We start from the raw sequence: 14,665 nt of genomic DNA, 5'->3' as shown, positions 1-14,665 counted from the left end.
CGCGACGGCGGGACCGGTCGTAACGTTTCAGCCCGTATGCCTTGCGTGGGCCTTGTCCCGCGAGCGGGAGGACGCCCAAGGCCACAGGCCGATGCGCCGCTTGGGCCGTGGGGTGACCGCGTAGGCGTGCTCGCCCGGACCGTAGTACTCGTTGAAGAACGTCTCGTCGGTCATGTTGACGAAGGCGATGAACCGGTTCGACCGCGGCTTCGGCAACAGGTCCAAGGAGCGCCGGGTTCGCTCCATCGTCGACTCTCCGTGCCGAACCACGAACACCACGTCGTCCACCGCGCGAGCGATGATCTGCGGATCGGAGGTCAGGCACACCGGCGCGCTGTCGATGACCACGAAGTCGTACTCGGCGCGCAACGCCTCGATGAGCGTGCGCATGCGTGCCGAAGCCAGGAGCTCGGTGGAGTGCTGCACGGTTTCAGTGGTGGGAACGACGTAGAGCCCGGTCTGCGCGTCGTGCACCATGATGTCGTCGAGCCCCGCGCGCCCCTCGAGGTAGCCGGACAGACCAGCGTTGGTGGCACGGGCCTCGGCCGCATAACGTCCGGGACGCCGTAGGTCGCCCTCCACGAGGACCGTGCGGCGCCCGGCGACGGCACCCTGGGTGGCCACGGCGAACGCGATCGTCGTCTTGCCCTCGTGCTTGGAACCCGAGGTGACGAGGATCGTCCGCGTGCCGTCGCCGTCCGGCTCGAACAGCGTTGAGGCGAGCAGCCGACGCATGGCCTCGTCGAACAGGATCTGCGACGGCAGCCGGGTCTGGCTGCGCCGCGTGCGCCGGCCCCTGCCGTCGCGGATGGGTTCCAGGCGCGGGGCTCCGATGACGGCGTCGAAGCCGAACGGAGCCAGCTGATCGGCGTGCGAGATGCGCCTGTCGATCACCGCCAGCCCGCCGACCAAGGCGAACCCCAACATCAGCGACCCGAACCCCGCGGCGGCGACGAACAGCCCGTTGTCGAGGCTCGACGGGCTCTGGGGCACCAGCGCGGGCTGGATGATGCGCACCGCGTCGGCCTCGATCTGAGCCACCTGACGGGCCCGCTTCAGGCGCTCGAGGAGGTTCTCGTAGAGCGCCCTGTCGGCGGCGACCTCGCGCTGCAGCTCGCCGAGCGCCGAGGACGCACCCGCGGCGCGCGCGGCCTCCGTCTGCAGCTCGCCCTCAGCGTCGACCAGACGTTGGGTCGCCCGCTCCACCGCGAGCTCGGTGCGCTCGACGTCCGCTTCGAGCTGGCGCACCAGGCGCTGCTTCTCCGCGAGGATGTCTGCGTTCAGGCCGTCGATCTTCTCGTCGGTGACCCGAACGAGCGCGTGGTCCGGCCCCACCCGGGTCAACAGCTCCCGGCGCTGGCCGGTCGTCGCCGCACGCAGGGCGACGAGCTCGCCCATCACGGCCGAGCCGAACACCTCGGTGTCGACGCGCTCGTCGTCCACCGTGCTCCGCGCCTGCTCGAGGCGCTCGCGGGCGAGCGCCTCCGCTGCCCTTGCCTCGTCGATGGCGCGCACCAGGCGCTCGAGCTGCAGCGCGTCGGCGTCGACCGCCGAGGTCAACCCGTTCTCGGCGCGGAACTCCTCGAGCGCACGCTCGGAGTTGAGCAGGTCGTCGCGCACGACATCGACACGCGCCTCGAGCCACTCGACGGCGCCGCCGGTGCCGGACCGGAGGCGCTCACGGCGCTCGGCGGCGAAGGCGCGCGGGACCTCGTTGACCACCTGCGCCGCCAGCTCCGGGTCGAGCGCGGTGAAGCTGATCACCGCAATCTCCGAGCGCATGTCGACGTCGACCTCGAGGTCCTGCGCGAGGCGCGCCACCGCCTGGCGGATGCCGCCCTCCTGGTTGCTCGGCATTGGAACGACGTTCACGCCGTCGACGAGGTCGCCGCGGCCGGCATCGCTCGCGACGCGCGCCTCGGAACGACCGACGGGCGGGTCAAGCACGGTGAGCCGGGCCAGGTGCGTGCCGCCGGTGCCCGGGACGGCGGTGAGGATGGCACCCTCGGCCGCGACCGCCTGCGCCTCGCCCGGTTGGCCCACCAAGTCACGCAACCGGCCGACGAACGCGGACGCGCGGGACTGCAACTCGTCCGGCCGCTCGTGCAGCTCGAGCTGCTCCGCGACGCGGCGCAGGATGGGCACCGACGTCAGCACCGCCACCAGCGTGCGGGACTGCTCCGACACGTTGCCGGGCTGCTGGCCGACGGTGGACCAGGCCGAGTCCGCCGCGATGATCGCCGACTCCTGCTCCCCGAGCCAGACGATGGACGTCGCGGTGAACTGCGGCGGCAGGTAGCGCACGACCGCGTACGTTCCCCCAGCCACCAACGTGGCAACGAGCATCACGGGCACCAGCCGCCGTCGGCAGGCCGCGACGATGCGACCGATCGGGAGGCTGTCAGAGCTCGGGGTGCGGTCAGGCGTCATGGTGGAGGCGGACCCGGACGAGGGAAGGTTGCAGGACTAAGACGAGACTTAGGATCAGCCTCGGTCGATCACCACCTCGATGAGGCTGATGACCTTGTTCTTCAGCGCCGGATCGCGACACGCTGCGAACATGCGCAGGAGCTTGACCGTCGAGGCGTCCTCGAGCGCGGTGGAGAAGTTGCTGCGCGCCTCGCTGGCCGGCAAGTCGACATCGTCCGAGGGCAGCGCGCTCACGTCGCGAAAGAAGTACTGGATGGGCACATCGAGCACCCGTGCGATCTCGACGAGGCGGCTCGCACCGATGCGGTTCGTGCCACGCTCGTACTTTTGGAGTTGCTGAGCGGTGATGCCGAGCCTGGAGGCGACCTTCTCCTGGCTGAGGTCGAGCTCGATCCGGCGCATCTTCACTGCCAGCCCCACCTGCGCGTCGATCGCCGTCGTGGAACGGGGTTGTACGACGTCGCGCCGGACGACCGGCCGTGCGTCCTCGGCGATGGGTTGCGCCACCATGAGCCATCTCTCCTTCTCTGCCCACAAGGGCGACGGACGACGTCACCGTGACGCCACCCCAACTCCAGCGCCTACGCTTCCCGCGTAGCGCCGCACAAAAGCCTTACAAACGCCCAGCTTCATCCAGCAAACGCACCTTGCGGTTGCGGTCTCACAACCCAAGGAGCTTACCCGACACCCCGTCAGCGAAGTTCCTACTTAACGTGCGGTTTAGGAATAGTGCGATTGCACTAGATTGTCGAACATTTGCCGCAAACCGGATGCACCCTTCGGATCCCTTTAACCTACTTGAACGCTCAGTCTTGCCCGAGGGGTGGCACGTGGCATCAACGATGCCGGGGGCCGCCGGTTCAGCCGAATAGCTTCTTTCTCCAACTCGAGATTTGCCATAGCCACGAAGCCGCCACAATCAACCCCCGTGTGATCCGGTGGGCCAGTTCATCCCCGACCGTGCCACCCCGGCGCGACCGGAACCCCGTCATCGGAGCGAGGCAAAGAACCTCACGATCTCCACCTGTCCGTGCAGGCCGGTCTTCTGTGTCAAGCTCGCCAGCTGATTGCGGACCGTGTTGTACGAGACGCCGTAACCAGAGGCGATCTGCGGCATGGTCCGCCCGCTGAGCAAACCCTCCAACAGCCGCTGCTCGCTCGGCGTGATTTTGAACGCCGCCAGCGCCTCGTCATTGACCCCAGCGAACGAGCGGTGCGCGATGCGCAGCGCGATCAGGACCGACGGTCGCGCGATCCCCTCCGCACGCCGCTCCGCTCGCGTCACCGGTCCGTCGCGGTCGGCCTGGCGCACCACCTCCGCCACCACGAAGTCGCCGTCCGAACCGAGGAACGCCGTTCTTCCAGCGATATCTCCCGCTGCGACGAGCCGGTTGACCAGCCGAGCCACCGCCCCGTCACCCATGCCCTGGAGCAGCCCGGAGCCGGACCCGTCGCACTCAACGGCGCCGAAGTATTGCCGAGCCCGAGCGTTCGCCACGACCCGCGTCAGCTCGTCGTCGCAGACCATGGCCGGACCGTGGACGAGGTCGAGGAGTGGGCCGATCTCGCCATCGAGCTCGTGCAGTCGCCGCAAGCGCAGCCGTGCGACCGTACCGAGGTGCGGGGTCAGCTCATGCAGCTCCTCGACGAGGCGGGCCCGGTCCGCCGGGGGGCCGTCGGCGGGCTGTGCCGCCGACAGGAGGAGCGTCAGTCGCGCGGACGTGTGGACGATCGCGGTGTCGACCTCGGTCAGCCCTCGCCTGGCAAGACCGCTCGTCCGGTCCGGCACCGAGGCACCCGACGACGCCGTCGCCTCGACCGACCAGCTTACGACCTCCCCCTCGCGTGCGCTGGCAAGCTGTTCAGGGTCGGCGGACGTCGTGTCAGCGGCAAGGCCCTCGGCGGCCTCGGGGAACGCGCCCGACTGCCATGCGAGCGTGCGCCGTCCGCCGCGGCGCTCGACGAAGTAGAGCGCCGTCACCCCCGCAGGGTTCAGCCCATGCAGCTGCGCCATGACGCGCTCGAGCGCGGCGTCGTCGAACACCGCGTCGTAGACCCCGAGCCGATCACCGCGCCTCGTCGCGCTCACCGACGCCCTCCTGCGCCCCACGGCGATCGTCGTACACCGCTCGCCTTTAGATTGCCACGCACGGACATCTGAACGCAACGTTGTTCGACGGTCTCGCGCGCTCACGCTACTCCTTCCACCATGGCACAGCTCGCGCGGCATGAGCGTGGCCCTGCCGCGACAAAGCTGTGAAACCGGCGTGAAACCCGTCGCCGGTTCTGCCGACGCGATCGACGCGATCGACGCGGCAAGGTCCTTGAAGGGCGTCGGTTCGGGCGACAAGCTTGATCTCGAAGGATGGATCGGCGGGCGGACACGGGGCGCGAGCGTCCGCACCAGGATGGGACGCCGACAACGGCTTGGATCGCAACCTTCCATGGCAGCGTTGAACGATGGCTGAACGTCAGTGGAGGGCTGACGCGCGCTGGCGGCCTCCGCGCTCCCGCCGCGAACGAGCCACGCCGGAGACGGCTACGACCCCGCGGCACGAACGCGGCGCCGGTGTCCCGCACCGCCCGCGCGTGCCAAGCTCCATGCGGTCCCGACCGGTTCCCTCACGACGGCGCCGATGCCACCATCGGCCATCGAGGAACGCGGAGCGCATGCATGGACACGATACCCGACCGGCCGCAAGCCGATCTCAACGGCCGCTGCGCCCTGGTGACCGGCGCGAGCCGAGGCATCGGCGAGGCGGCTGCGCGGGCGCTCGCCGCCGCCGGCGCGAGCGTCGCCCTCGCCGCGCGCTCTCTGGGAGCCTGCGAGCGCATCGCCGAGGAGATCGAGGCCGAAGGCGGGCGCGCGAGCGCCGTGGCGTGTGACGTCGCGGACATGGCGAGCGTGCAACGCGCGGTGGACGTGACGGCCGAGCGCCTCGGTCCCGTCGACATCCTCGTCAACAACGCCGGGCTCATCGAGCCCATCGCACGCCTCCTCGAGAGCGATCCGGACGAGTGGGGCCGGACGGTCGACGTCAACCTCAAGGGGACCTACCACGCGATGCGCGCCGTCCTCCCCGGGATGCTCGAGCGCGGCCGCGGGATCGTCATCAACATCTCGTCCGGCGCGGCGACGTCGGCCCTCGAGGGCTGGAGCCACTACTGCGCGACGAAGGCGGGCCTCCTGTCGCTGACCCGCTGCGCGCACAAGGAGCTCGAGGGCACCGGCGTGCGCGTCGTGGGCCTCAGTCCGGGGACGGTCGCCACGTCGATGCAGGTCGCGATCCGCGCCTCCGGCATCAACCCGGTCAGTCAGCTCGACCCCACGGCGCACATCGCGCCGAGCGACGCCGGCGCGGCGATCGTCTGGCTGACCACCGACGCCGCCCGCGACTACGACGGCACGGACTTCGCGCTGCGCTCGCCCGAGGCGCGTGCGCTGGTCGGTCTGCCCGCCCGAACCTGACCGCGGCTCACCTCGCCTCGCCTTGCGGTCCGCCAGCTGGTCGGCCTAAGGTCGAGCCAGAAGAGCGGCGCCAGCCGTCACCTGATCAGGGAGGACACGATGTTGATCCGCACCATGGCGGCCGCGACGGCTGCGGCGGCGCTCACGCTGACGCCCGTGGCGGCGAGCGCCCAGCAGATGCTGAAGTTCGCGCATGTCTACGAGGCGAGCGAGCCCTACCACACCTGCGCCGTGGAGGCGAGCGACCGGCTCCTCGAGGCGACCGACCAGCGCTACGGGATCGAGGTGTTCCCCGCCTCCTCGCTGGGCAAGGAGGTCGACATCAACGAGGGCCTCGGCCTCGGCACGGTGGACATCATCTACACGGGTCAGCTCTTCGCCGGTCGCGCCTACGGGCCCATTGCCATCGGCGGCGCGCCCTTCATGTTCCGCGACTACGAGCACTGGGACGCGTTCCGCAACTCCGACCTCTTCGAGGAGCTGTCGCAAGGCTACACCGACGCGACCGGCAACCACATCGTGGCGACGACGTATTACGGCAACCGGCACGTCACCTCGAACAAGCCGATCATGACGCCGGCGGACATGGCCGGCCTGAAGATCCGCGTGCCGAACGCGCCGCTCTACATGATGTTCCCGCGCGCGGCGGGCGCGAACCCGACGCCCATCGCGTTCGCCGAGGTCTACCTCGCCCTCCAGCAGGGCACCGTGGACGCCCAGGAGAACCCACTGCCGACGATCCAGGCGAAGAAGTTCTACGAGGTTCAGGACCACATCAACCTGACCGCCCACATCACCGACGCCCTCCTCACCATCGTCGGCGGGCCGACCTGGGGTTCGATGTCCGAGGAGGACCGCGAGGCGCTCACCACCGTGCTGCAGGAGACCGCGGAGTGCGCCACGCAGCAGATCATCGACAAGGAGAACGAGCTCGTCGAGTGGTTCCGCGGCGAGGGCGTGACGGTGAACGAGGTCGACCGCGAGCCCTTCCGTAAGGCGACGATGGAGCTGCACATGGGCGACATGGCCACCTGGGACCAGGAGACCTACGATCGGTTGCAGGCGATCGAGTAGTGCCTTCGGCGGGGCCGAGCACGGCTGCGATCGCTGCCGCGGACGGAGCGCCCGCCTTGCGGCGCGACCCTCGGTCGCCGGAGGCGCGCCGTTGACCGGGTTGGCCCGATGCGAGCGCCTTCCACTTCCGTTGAGGGCCACACGCCCGAACACACGTCGGAGGGGACCATGCGGATCGTTCGTGCCGCCGTCGTCATCATCACCTGCGCCGGCGTCGCCGGATGCACGGGCACCGTCCCGCGCAGCGGCGGCGGCCAGCCGGACATCGTGGTCGCCAACCGGAACTGACGGCGCCGGACGGCCGCGCCTCCCCGCCCTGGAGGGTGCGCGGTGAGCCACGTGGGGCCGCCGCCGTCCGATGGGGACGAGCCCATCGACCTGTCCGACCTCAGGTGGGACGACGCGCCCGTGCTCGGCGTCTTCTGGCTGCTCGCCGCGGTCGTCTTCCTGCAGTTCTTCACGCGCTACGTGCTCAACAACTCGCTCGGCTGGACCGAGGAGATCGCGCGCTTCCTGCTAATCGCCGTGACCTTCATCGGCGCCATTATGGCGGTGCGCAAGTCCAGCCACATCGCGGTGGAGGTGGTCTACCGCTGGCTGCCGCGCCCGCTGCGCCGCGCGCTGCAGACGCTCGTCGACGTCACCGCCATCACCTTCTACGCGGCGCTGACCTGGTTCACCGTCCAGCTCTCCCAGCGCACCTTCCAGATGATGGTCTCCATCGACGTCCCCAAGGCGTGGGTCTACTGGGGCGTCGCCGCCTGCTTTGCCATCATGACGCTCTACGCGGTGATCGTCGCGGTGCGCCACCTCGCCACCGGCACCAGCCGCCTGATCGACCCCGAGCGCCACGCCGCCACCCCGTTGCTGGAATGATGGCCCAAGATCGGTTGGCCGACCCGAACGTCGCGGACACCGTGCTGCGGGGGTGCCGTGACGTACAACGTTGGTTTGCGCAGCTTTCGACCTCAGACAATCCAGCCCTGTTGAATGCTGGCTTCGACACGTCCATCGCTTTGATCGACGGCTTGGTGGCGAACTAGATGGCGCTAGCCCTCCTCTTCGGCCTCCTCTTCGGCGGGATATTGCTCGGCTTCCCCGTGGCGATCGCGCTTGCCGGGTCCTCCGCGGTCTTCATCCTCGTCACCGGGCAGGTGCCCGAGATGGTCGTCGCCCACCGCATGATCAACGGCGTCGATTCCTTCCCCCTCCTCGCCGTCCCGTTCTTCATCCTCGCCGGAAACCTCATGAACACCGCCGGCATCACCGAACGGATCTTCGAGTTCGCCAAGGCGCTGGTCGGCTGGATGCGCGGCGGGCTCGGGCACGTCAACATCGGCGCGTCGGTGATCTTCGCTGGAATGTCGGGCGCCGCGGTGGCCGACGCCGGCGGCCTCGGCGCCATCGAGATCAAGGCGATGCGCGACGCCAAGTACGATCCGGGCTTCGCGGTCGGCATCACGGCGGCCTCCTCCACCATCGGGCCGATCATCCCCCCGTCGCTGCCCATGGTGATCTACGGCGTGGTCGCTGGCGCCTCCATCGGGCAGCTCTTCGCGGCGGGCTTCATCCCAGGCCTTGTGATGGCGCTCGCCCTCATGGTCATGGTGACGTACTACGCGCGGGTGCGTGGCTATCCGCGCGACCAGCGCTTCGCGCTCGGCCGCCTCGGCGCCGCGTTCGTCCGGGCGTTCCTGTCGCTCCTCACGCCCGTCATCATCGTCGGTGGCATCCTCACCGGCGCCTTCACCCCCACCGAGGCGGCCATCGCGGCCTGCGTGTGGGCGTTGATCCTCGGCCTCGTCGTCTACCGCACGCTCACCTGGCGGCGCTTCCTGCGTGTCTCCTTCGACACCATCGAGACGACGGCGGTCGTCCTCTTCATCGTCGCCGCAGCGTCGATCTTCGCCTGGGTGCTGACCTCCAACCGCGTGCCGGAGCAGTTCGCCGCGCTCGTCCTGTCGGCGTCGACGAACCCCGTCGTTGTCCTCCTCCTCGTCAACCTGATCCTCCTCATCGTCGGCTGTTTCCTCGAGACGGTCGCGGCGATCACCATCCTCGTTCCGGTCCTCCTTCCCATCGCCGCCTCGGTGGGCGTCGATCCGGTGCACTTCGGCGTCATCATGGTGCTGAACCTCATGATCGGGCTCCTGACGCCCCCCATCGGCATGGTGCTCTACGTCCTGTCGCGCGTCGCGGACGTGCCGTTCGAGCGCTGCGTGACCGCCACGGCGCCCTTCCTCATCCCGCTCTTCGTCGTCCTCCTCCTCGTCACCTTCGTGCCGGCGCTGACGCTCTTCCTGCCGACGCTGATCTACCGCTGAGCCTTTGGAGCGGACGATCCGCTGTGCCTCCGCGCCCGCCGCGTTCGAGGCGACGCTCCCTACCCCGGCGAGGGTCTTGGCGCACGAGCGGGCGGCGGTCGCCCTGATGTCGGACGTTCATCGCCGATCGCCGCCCTCGCCCCGCTGCCCTTCGCGCTGACCTGGCTCGACGCAGGGGACGCTCGGCTGCGTCCCACGAACGGCCCGGCGTGGTGCCGCCGCCTCGCCTTGCTGGAGGCCGAGGTGACGGCTGCGCCGGACGAGGCGTTCCCGGTCGTCGTGACGCACAGCCACGCCGTCGAGTTCGAGATCGTCGCCGCGGCCCTTGCGCCGCCCCTCCGCTTGCTTGGCCTGATCGGATCGGCAACCAAGCGGGCGACCTTCGTCCGGCGCCTCGCGGGACGCGGTCTTGACGCGGCCCGGCTCACCTGTCCCATCGACGTGTCCATCTGGGAAAGGAGCCCCCAGTGATCGCCGCCTCCGTCGCCGCTCCGCTCCTCGCGGTCGACCGCGTCCGCCCCGCAGGTGCCGCGCGGTGAGCGGCGGCATCCGATGATCCTGCAGCGCGGTCGACTGCGGCCGTTCAGCGGCACGCTCACCGGCGAGGATCCGTTCCGCGTCATCGAGGACGGCGCCGTCCTCATCGACGACGACGGCGAGGTCGTCGATCACGGCGACGCGCGCACGATGATCGCCGTCCATCCCGACACGACCGTGGTGCCGACGGATGCGCTGCTGACGCCAGGTCTCGCCGACGCGCACGCGCACTACAGCCAGACCCGCATCCTCGGCACCTACGTGGGCGGTCTCCTCGAGTGGCTCGAGGCCGTCGTCTTCCCCGAGGAGGTGCGCTTCGCCGACCCCGCCTATGCGCGCGCCGTCGCCCGCGAGTTCCTCGATCGCTGCGAGGCGGCCGGCACCACCGACGTGACGGTCTACGCGACGTCCCACCCGGCGTCCGTGGACGCGCTCTTCGCCGAGGCACAGGACAGGACGCTGCGCGTCACCGCCGGCCTCGTCATGATGGACCGCAACGCCCCCTCGCCGCTCCTCACCGCGGCGCAGGAGGTCTACGACGAGAGCCTCGCCCTGATCCGTCGCTGGCACGGCGCGCAGGATGGGCGGTTCACCTACGCCATCACGCCACGCTTCGCGCCGACGTCGACCCCGGCGCTCCTCGAGGCCGCCGCCGCGCTGTGGCGCGAACACCCCACGTGCATCATGCAGACCCACCTCGCCGAGAGCGAGGCGGAGGTCGCCTGGGTGCGTCGGCTGTTCCCCGATGCGCCGGACTACCTCGGCGTCTTCGAACGCCACGGCCTCGTCGGCCCCGGCGCGATCTTCGCCCACGCGATCCACGTGAGCGACCGCGAGGTGGGCCTCCTCGCCGAAGCCGGCGCGACGGTTGCGCACTGCCCGACCGCGAACCGCGTCCTCGGCTCCGGCCGCTGTGACGTCGCCCGGCTGCTCGCTGCGGGTGTGGAGGTCCGCCTCGGCACGGACGTCGGCGCGGGCACCACCTTCGACATCATGGAGGTCGCAGCGGAGGCGGAGGGCGTCCCGCGTCGCCGCCGCTCCTTCTGAGCGACGCTCCCCTCGGCCCACGCGGCAGGGACGGCCCTCTCGCCGAGCGTCCTGCCGGTCATGTTGCCGAGCGGCATCGCATGGGAGGCGACCGCCTTGGGCGACGATCCCCTCGCGATGCCGCCTCGACAGGGATGGGGTGGGCAGCGGGGCTCCCTTGGGCAGCGCGGCGCGTAGCTCTCCCGCGTGTACCGAGTCGGCGCTTCGGGCATCGCGACGGGGCGACCGTGTCCTTCTGGATGTGGTAGAAGCCACCGCCGTGCACGCTCCAGCTCTCCCCCCGCACCCCTTCAGGCCCGTTCGCCCGGCGCTTCAGCGAGGCGCCGAGCGCCCTGAAGTCGAACGAGGTGCCGATGCAGGTGATCGCAGCGACGACGTGCGCCCAGCGGATGAGGAGGCCGCCGAGCTCCTCGACAGTGCCCAACGCCCGCTCCCACGGTCGAACGCCCGCCCCCGCACGCAACCTCCCCGATGCGAGGCCAACGGAGCGCTGCCGAGGCTCCCGCGAAGCGTCCGGTGAGCCGGGCCATGGACCGCGAGGCGTTCGTCGTGCGCTACGGCGCGCTCTACGAGGACAGTCCCTGGGTCGCCGAGCGGGCGTACGACGGCGGCGCGGCCGAGGGCGGCGACCTCGGGGCCGTGCTGCGCAGGGTCGTCGAGCGAGCGGGGAGGGACGCGCAGCTCGCGCTCCTGCGGGCCCATCCCGACCTCGGCGCCAGGCTCGGCAGCCTCAGCGAGGCGTCGGCCGGCGAGCAGTCCAGCGCCGGGCTCGACCGCTGCAGCGCGGCGGAGCTCGAGGAGCTCGCGACGCTGAACGCGCGCTACGTCGAACGCTTCGGCTTCCCGTTCATCATCGCCGTGACGGGGCTCGATCGGGGGGCGATCCTCGATGGGTTCCGTCGCCGGGCCGATGGCGCGCCGGACGAGGAGTTCGCGACGGCGCTCGAAGAGGTGCACCGCATCGCCGCCCTGCGGCTGGCAGCGCTCGATGCGGAACCCGACGTCGCCCGCACGCCTGTCGCGTACGACGAGGTCGTCCGGCTCGCCCACGCCGCGCTGGTGCGGCATGGGGCCGACGATGCGCACGCTGCGGCCATCGCCCGGAACGTCGCGGCGGCGGAGCGGGACGGCTCGGAATCCCATGGCCTGTTCCGCGTGGCGGGCTACGCGAGGGCGCTGACGAGCGGCGTCATCGATGGTCGCGCGGTGCCCCGCATCACCGCAGGGGATGGCGCGGTGCTGCGGATGGACGGCCAGCGCTGCGCCGCGCCGCTCGCCTACGAGACGGCGCTGCCCGAGCTTGCCCGACGGGCCCACGACAAGGGCATCGCGGCGCTGTCGCTCACCAACGTCGCGCACTTTGCCGCGCTGTGGCCCGAGGTCGAGTGGCTCGCCGGCGAAGGGCTCGTGGCCGCCGCGTGCACGGCGAACTTCGCCTACATGGCGCCGTTCGGCGGGAGCCGACCCATGCTGGGCACGAACCCCTTCGCGTTCGCAGTGCCTGGCGACCCGCCGCTCGTCGTCGACATGGCGACCTCCGCGATGGCGCGCGGCGACGTGATGATCGCAGCACGTCGCGGTCGTTCCGTGGACGCCGGCGTCGGGCTCACCCGCGATGGGACGCCGACCACCGATGCCACGGCGATCCTTAAGGGGGCGCAGCTTCCCTTCGGCGGCGCCAAGGGCTCGGCGGTGGCGCTCGTCGTGGAGTGCCTCGCGGGCCTGTGCGGCGGACCCTTCAGCGACGAGGCGACGGATGCCAGCGGCAGCGGCGTGCCCGTCGGCAGCGTGTTCGTTGCAGCCCTTGCCCCGGAGGCGCTCGGCGGACCGGACGCGCTGCGAAAGGCTCAGGCGTTCCTCGAACGGCTCACGCGTGAGCGCGGTGTGCGCTTGCCTGGCGCCCGCCGGCACGCGAGGCGAGCCCACCAAGGCGACCTCCACGTCGACGAGGCGACGCTCGCAGCCGTGCGCCGCCTCGCCGACCCATGAGCGTCAGGCGGCGCGCCGCTCGTAGTGGCCGTCCGACTCCAGCCCAAGCGCCGCGGCGATGTCGATGCGCGACAGCGCGATCTTCTCACGCTGCTTGACGGCGTAAAGGTCGTGCGCCTCGGCGAACTCCTTCGCCGCCTGGGTCACGCCCGGCCAGCAGCCGAAGTCGTCCGCGATCAGCGTGCCCTGGGGTGACAGCAGCGAGAAGTAGTTGTCGAGGTCGCGCCGCACCGCCGCATACTCGTGGTCCCCGTCGATGTAGATGACGTCGGCGACGACGCCGAAGTGCTTCAGCACCGCATAGCCCCCGTCGGAGGAGGCGGGCAGCGGCGTGATGAGGTCCTCGACACCCGCGTCGCGCACGTTGCGCGCGAAGGTGGCATAGAGCTGCGGGTAGCCCCCTGCGAGCCGAAGCGAGTCCTTGAGCTGAGGCTCGCGGGTCCAGGCGATGGGGGCACCAAGCCATGTATCGACGCAGACGACCTCGCCGTCGATGCCGAGCTCGCGCATGAGCTGCGCCATGTGGATCGCCGAGCCGCCCTTCCAAGTGCCCACCTCGATGACGAGGCGCGGGCGGTAGTGCGTCAGCGCCGCCCGGAAGATCGCATGATCGAAGCCCCAGCCGCTGAGGTCAGGCGCGACCCCCTCGACATCGGCATCGAGGAGGGGTGGCCCGCCGTGAAGGTGATCGCAAACCCGTTTCATCCTGCCCCTCCAAGGTCCGTCGTGAAGCGCAACGCGGCAGCGGGTAGAACGGTCCTGCCGACGCTCGAGCTTTGCTGGAATCCCACCACGAACGACCGATCTGCGGTCCATCACGCCCCTGCGCAAAACCAACCGACCTTTCGCAACGTAAAGCAGTTGATGCTTGCGTCATGGCGCTACCGCATGTTGACTGATCGGTTCAGTCAACGTGCCTTATCAGCACGTCGCGGGCGAGCCGGAGATCGAGGCATCGGACGGTCGGTCTCCTCCAGAGGGTCATTCGGAGTTCGCCATGCGTGGGACGCAAGCCTTCTGGAACTCGCAGCTCGAGAACGCCGTCACGGTGCCGGACTTCGCCGCCTGGCAGGACCGTCACGGCGCGTTGTCGGCGGAGGCGGACCGGCTCGGCCAGCCCGAACGCATCGCGACGGGCGCGGGCGAGAACCAGGCTGTCTGGCGCACGCCGCTGGGTCGAGCGGACGTCGGCCTCGTCTTCGTCCACGGGGGCTACTGGCGCCGCTACAGCGCGGACAACTTCTCCTTCGTCGCCGAGACGGCGGCTGCAGCGAAGGCAACGCTCTACAACGTCGACTATCGCCTCATGCCGGCCGCGCGCATGGCCGACCTCGTGGACGACACCCTCGCCGCGTGCAACGTCGCCGCGAGGGCATGCGAGCGTGTCCTTCTGGTGGGCCACTCGGCGGGGGCCCACCTTGCGGTCGAGGCGGCGCTGCGCGCCGACACGCCGCCGAGCGCGGTCGTCGCTGTCAGCGGGCTCTACGAGCTGGCTCCGCTGCGCCATGCCTTCATCCAGGACGAGCTCCAGCTCACACTAGAGGAGGTGGAGGCGTTCTCGCCGCAGGACAGGGTCGGCGACCTTGACTGCCCGCTGCACCTGCGGGTCGGCGCGGACGAGACCGTGGAGTTCCGCCGCGCTTCCGCCCGGCTGTTCGACGCCGCCATCGACGCAAGGCGCGAGGCGACCATCGACTTCGTGACGGGACGCCATCACATGAGCGTCGTCGCCGACCTCGCTGACCCGCGCACGGCCCTATCGCGGCTAGTGCAGCACCTCCTCGCGTGACCGAGC

At 70.3% G+C, this 14,665-nt stretch carries 14 protein-coding genes; 9 read left to right on the top strand and 5 right to left on the bottom strand.

Annotated elements, in window-relative coordinates; translation table 11 throughout:
- Window positions 1-27: 27 nt before the first annotated feature.
- The 3 genes from ACOOE8_RS11500 to ACOOE8_RS11490 all read right to left on the bottom strand — a co-directional run bounded on the left by ACOOE8_RS11500 (window position 28) and on the right by ACOOE8_RS11490 (window position 4,519).
- A complete protein-coding gene (locus ACOOE8_RS11500) occupies window positions 28-2,346 on the bottom strand; it encodes a GumC family protein (RefSeq protein WP_420394692.1) in 2,319 nt (772 codons plus the stop codon).
- Between the two features lie 138 nt (window positions 2,347-2,484).
- Window positions 2,485-2,940 carry a helix-turn-helix domain-containing protein gene (locus tag ACOOE8_RS11495; protein WP_420391611.1) on the bottom strand — a complete coding sequence of 152 codons (456 nt, stop codon included), beginning with the start codon at window positions 2,938-2,940 and terminating at the stop codon, window positions 2,485-2,487.
- A 478-nt stretch (window positions 2,941-3,418) separates the two neighbouring features.
- Complete coding sequence (locus tag ACOOE8_RS11490) at window positions 3,419-4,519, bottom strand: helix-turn-helix transcriptional regulator (protein WP_420391610.1); 1,101 nt, start codon at window positions 4,517-4,519, stop codon at window positions 3,419-3,421.
- Window positions 4,520-4,658: 139 nt separating this feature from the next.
- Between ACOOE8_RS11490 and ACOOE8_RS11485 the strand changes: the two genes are divergently transcribed.
- The 7 genes from ACOOE8_RS11485 (at window position 4,659) to ACOOE8_RS11455 (ending at window position 10,881) form a co-directional block, all read left to right on the top strand.
- On the top strand, window positions 4,659-4,898 hold the full coding sequence (locus ACOOE8_RS11485; protein ID WP_420391609.1) for a hypothetical protein: 240 nt from the start codon (window positions 4,659-4,661) through the stop codon (window positions 4,896-4,898).
- Window positions 4,899-5,104: 206 nt separating this feature from the next.
- A complete protein-coding gene (locus ACOOE8_RS11480) occupies window positions 5,105-5,899 on the top strand; it encodes an SDR family oxidoreductase (protein ID WP_420391608.1) in 795 nt (264 codons plus the stop codon).
- A gap of 99 nt (window positions 5,900-5,998) precedes the next feature.
- A complete protein-coding gene (locus ACOOE8_RS11475) occupies window positions 5,999-6,973 on the top strand; it encodes a sialic acid TRAP transporter substrate-binding protein SiaP (RefSeq protein ID WP_420391607.1) in 975 nt (324 codons plus the stop codon).
- A gap of 330 nt (window positions 6,974-7,303) precedes the next feature.
- Window positions 7,304-7,849 carry a TRAP transporter small permease gene (locus tag ACOOE8_RS11470; protein WP_420391606.1) on the top strand — a complete coding sequence of 182 codons (546 nt, stop codon included), beginning with the start codon at window positions 7,304-7,306 and terminating at the stop codon, window positions 7,847-7,849.
- 167 nt (window positions 7,850-8,016) lie between these two features.
- Window positions 8,017-9,297: a TRAP transporter large permease gene (locus ACOOE8_RS11465; RefSeq protein WP_420391605.1), complete on the top strand. Its 1,281-nt coding sequence runs from the start codon at window positions 8,017-8,019 to the stop codon at window positions 9,295-9,297.
- A gap of 21 nt (window positions 9,298-9,318) precedes the next feature.
- On the top strand, window positions 9,319-9,768 hold the full coding sequence (locus tag ACOOE8_RS11460; protein ID WP_420394691.1) for an XdhC family protein: 450 nt from the start codon (window positions 9,319-9,321) through the stop codon (window positions 9,766-9,768).
- Between the two features lie 81 nt (window positions 9,769-9,849).
- Entirely contained in the window at window positions 9,850-10,881 is a 1,032-nt protein-coding gene (locus tag ACOOE8_RS11455; protein ID WP_420391604.1) for a guanine deaminase, read from the top strand.
- Window positions 10,882-10,939: 58 nt separating this feature from the next.
- Here ACOOE8_RS11455 and ACOOE8_RS11450 read toward each other — a convergent pair whose 3' ends face one another.
- Window positions 10,940-11,305 (bottom strand): urate hydroxylase PuuD, encoded by a 366-nt coding sequence (locus ACOOE8_RS11450; RefSeq protein ID WP_420391603.1) that lies wholly within the window; start codon window positions 11,303-11,305, stop codon window positions 10,940-10,942.
- 92 nt (window positions 11,306-11,397) lie between these two features.
- On the opposite strand from ACOOE8_RS11450, the gene uraD reads away from it, so the two are divergent.
- Window positions 11,398-12,870: a 2-oxo-4-hydroxy-4-carboxy-5-ureidoimidazoline decarboxylase gene (gene uraD, locus ACOOE8_RS11445; protein ID WP_420391602.1), complete on the top strand. Its 1,473-nt coding sequence runs from the start codon at window positions 11,398-11,400 to the stop codon at window positions 12,868-12,870.
- A 3-nt stretch (window positions 12,871-12,873) separates the two neighbouring features.
- Here uraD and ACOOE8_RS11440 read toward each other — a convergent pair whose 3' ends face one another.
- Window positions 12,874-13,575: a class I SAM-dependent methyltransferase gene (locus tag ACOOE8_RS11440; protein ID WP_420391601.1), complete on the bottom strand. Its 702-nt coding sequence runs from the start codon at window positions 13,573-13,575 to the stop codon at window positions 12,874-12,876.
- Window positions 13,576-13,867: 292 nt separating this feature from the next.
- Here ACOOE8_RS11440 and ACOOE8_RS11435 point away from each other — a divergent pair, with 292 nt between their 5' ends.
- Window positions 13,868-14,659 carry an alpha/beta hydrolase gene (locus ACOOE8_RS11435; RefSeq protein WP_420391600.1) on the top strand — a complete coding sequence of 264 codons (792 nt, stop codon included), beginning with the start codon at window positions 13,868-13,870 and terminating at the stop codon, window positions 14,657-14,659.
- Window positions 14,660-14,665 lie beyond the last annotated feature (6 nt).

Source organism: Acuticoccus sp. (genome assembly GCF_965213555.1).
Taxonomy (GTDB): domain Bacteria; phylum Pseudomonadota; class Alphaproteobacteria; order Rhizobiales; family Amorphaceae; genus Acuticoccus.
Note: the sequence above shows the minus strand (reverse complement) of the source record. Positions and strands in the feature narration are given on the sequence as shown.

Bases quoted from the DNA above. Each gene is read 5' to 3' on its own strand.
- ACOOE8_RS11500 (WP_420394692.1), bottom strand. From the start codon at position 2,346: ATGCTCGTTGCCACGTTGGTGGCTGGGGGAACGTACGCGGTCGTGCGC.
- ACOOE8_RS11495 (WP_420391611.1), bottom strand. From the start codon at position 2,940: ATGGTGGCGCAACCCATCGCCGAGGACGCACGGCCGGTCGTCCGGCGC.
- ACOOE8_RS11485 (WP_420391609.1), top strand. From the start codon at position 4,659: ATGAGCGTGGCCCTGCCGCGACAAAGCTGTGAAACCGGCGTGAAACCC.
- ACOOE8_RS11480 (WP_420391608.1), top strand. From the start codon at position 5,105: ATGGACACGATACCCGACCGGCCGCAAGCCGATCTCAACGGCCGCTGC.
- ACOOE8_RS11475 (WP_420391607.1), top strand. From the start codon at position 5,999: ATGTTGATCCGCACCATGGCGGCCGCGACGGCTGCGGCGGCGCTCACG.
- ACOOE8_RS11465 (WP_420391605.1), top strand. From the start codon at position 8,017: ATGGCGCTAGCCCTCCTCTTCGGCCTCCTCTTCGGCGGGATATTGCTC.
- ACOOE8_RS11455 (WP_420391604.1), top strand. From the start codon at position 9,850: ATGATCCTGCAGCGCGGTCGACTGCGGCCGTTCAGCGGCACGCTCACC.
- ACOOE8_RS11440 (WP_420391601.1), bottom strand. From the start codon at position 13,575: ATGAAACGGGTTTGCGATCACCTTCACGGCGGGCCACCCCTCCTCGAT.
- ACOOE8_RS11435 (WP_420391600.1), top strand. From the start codon at position 13,868: ATGCGTGGGACGCAAGCCTTCTGGAACTCGCAGCTCGAGAACGCCGTC.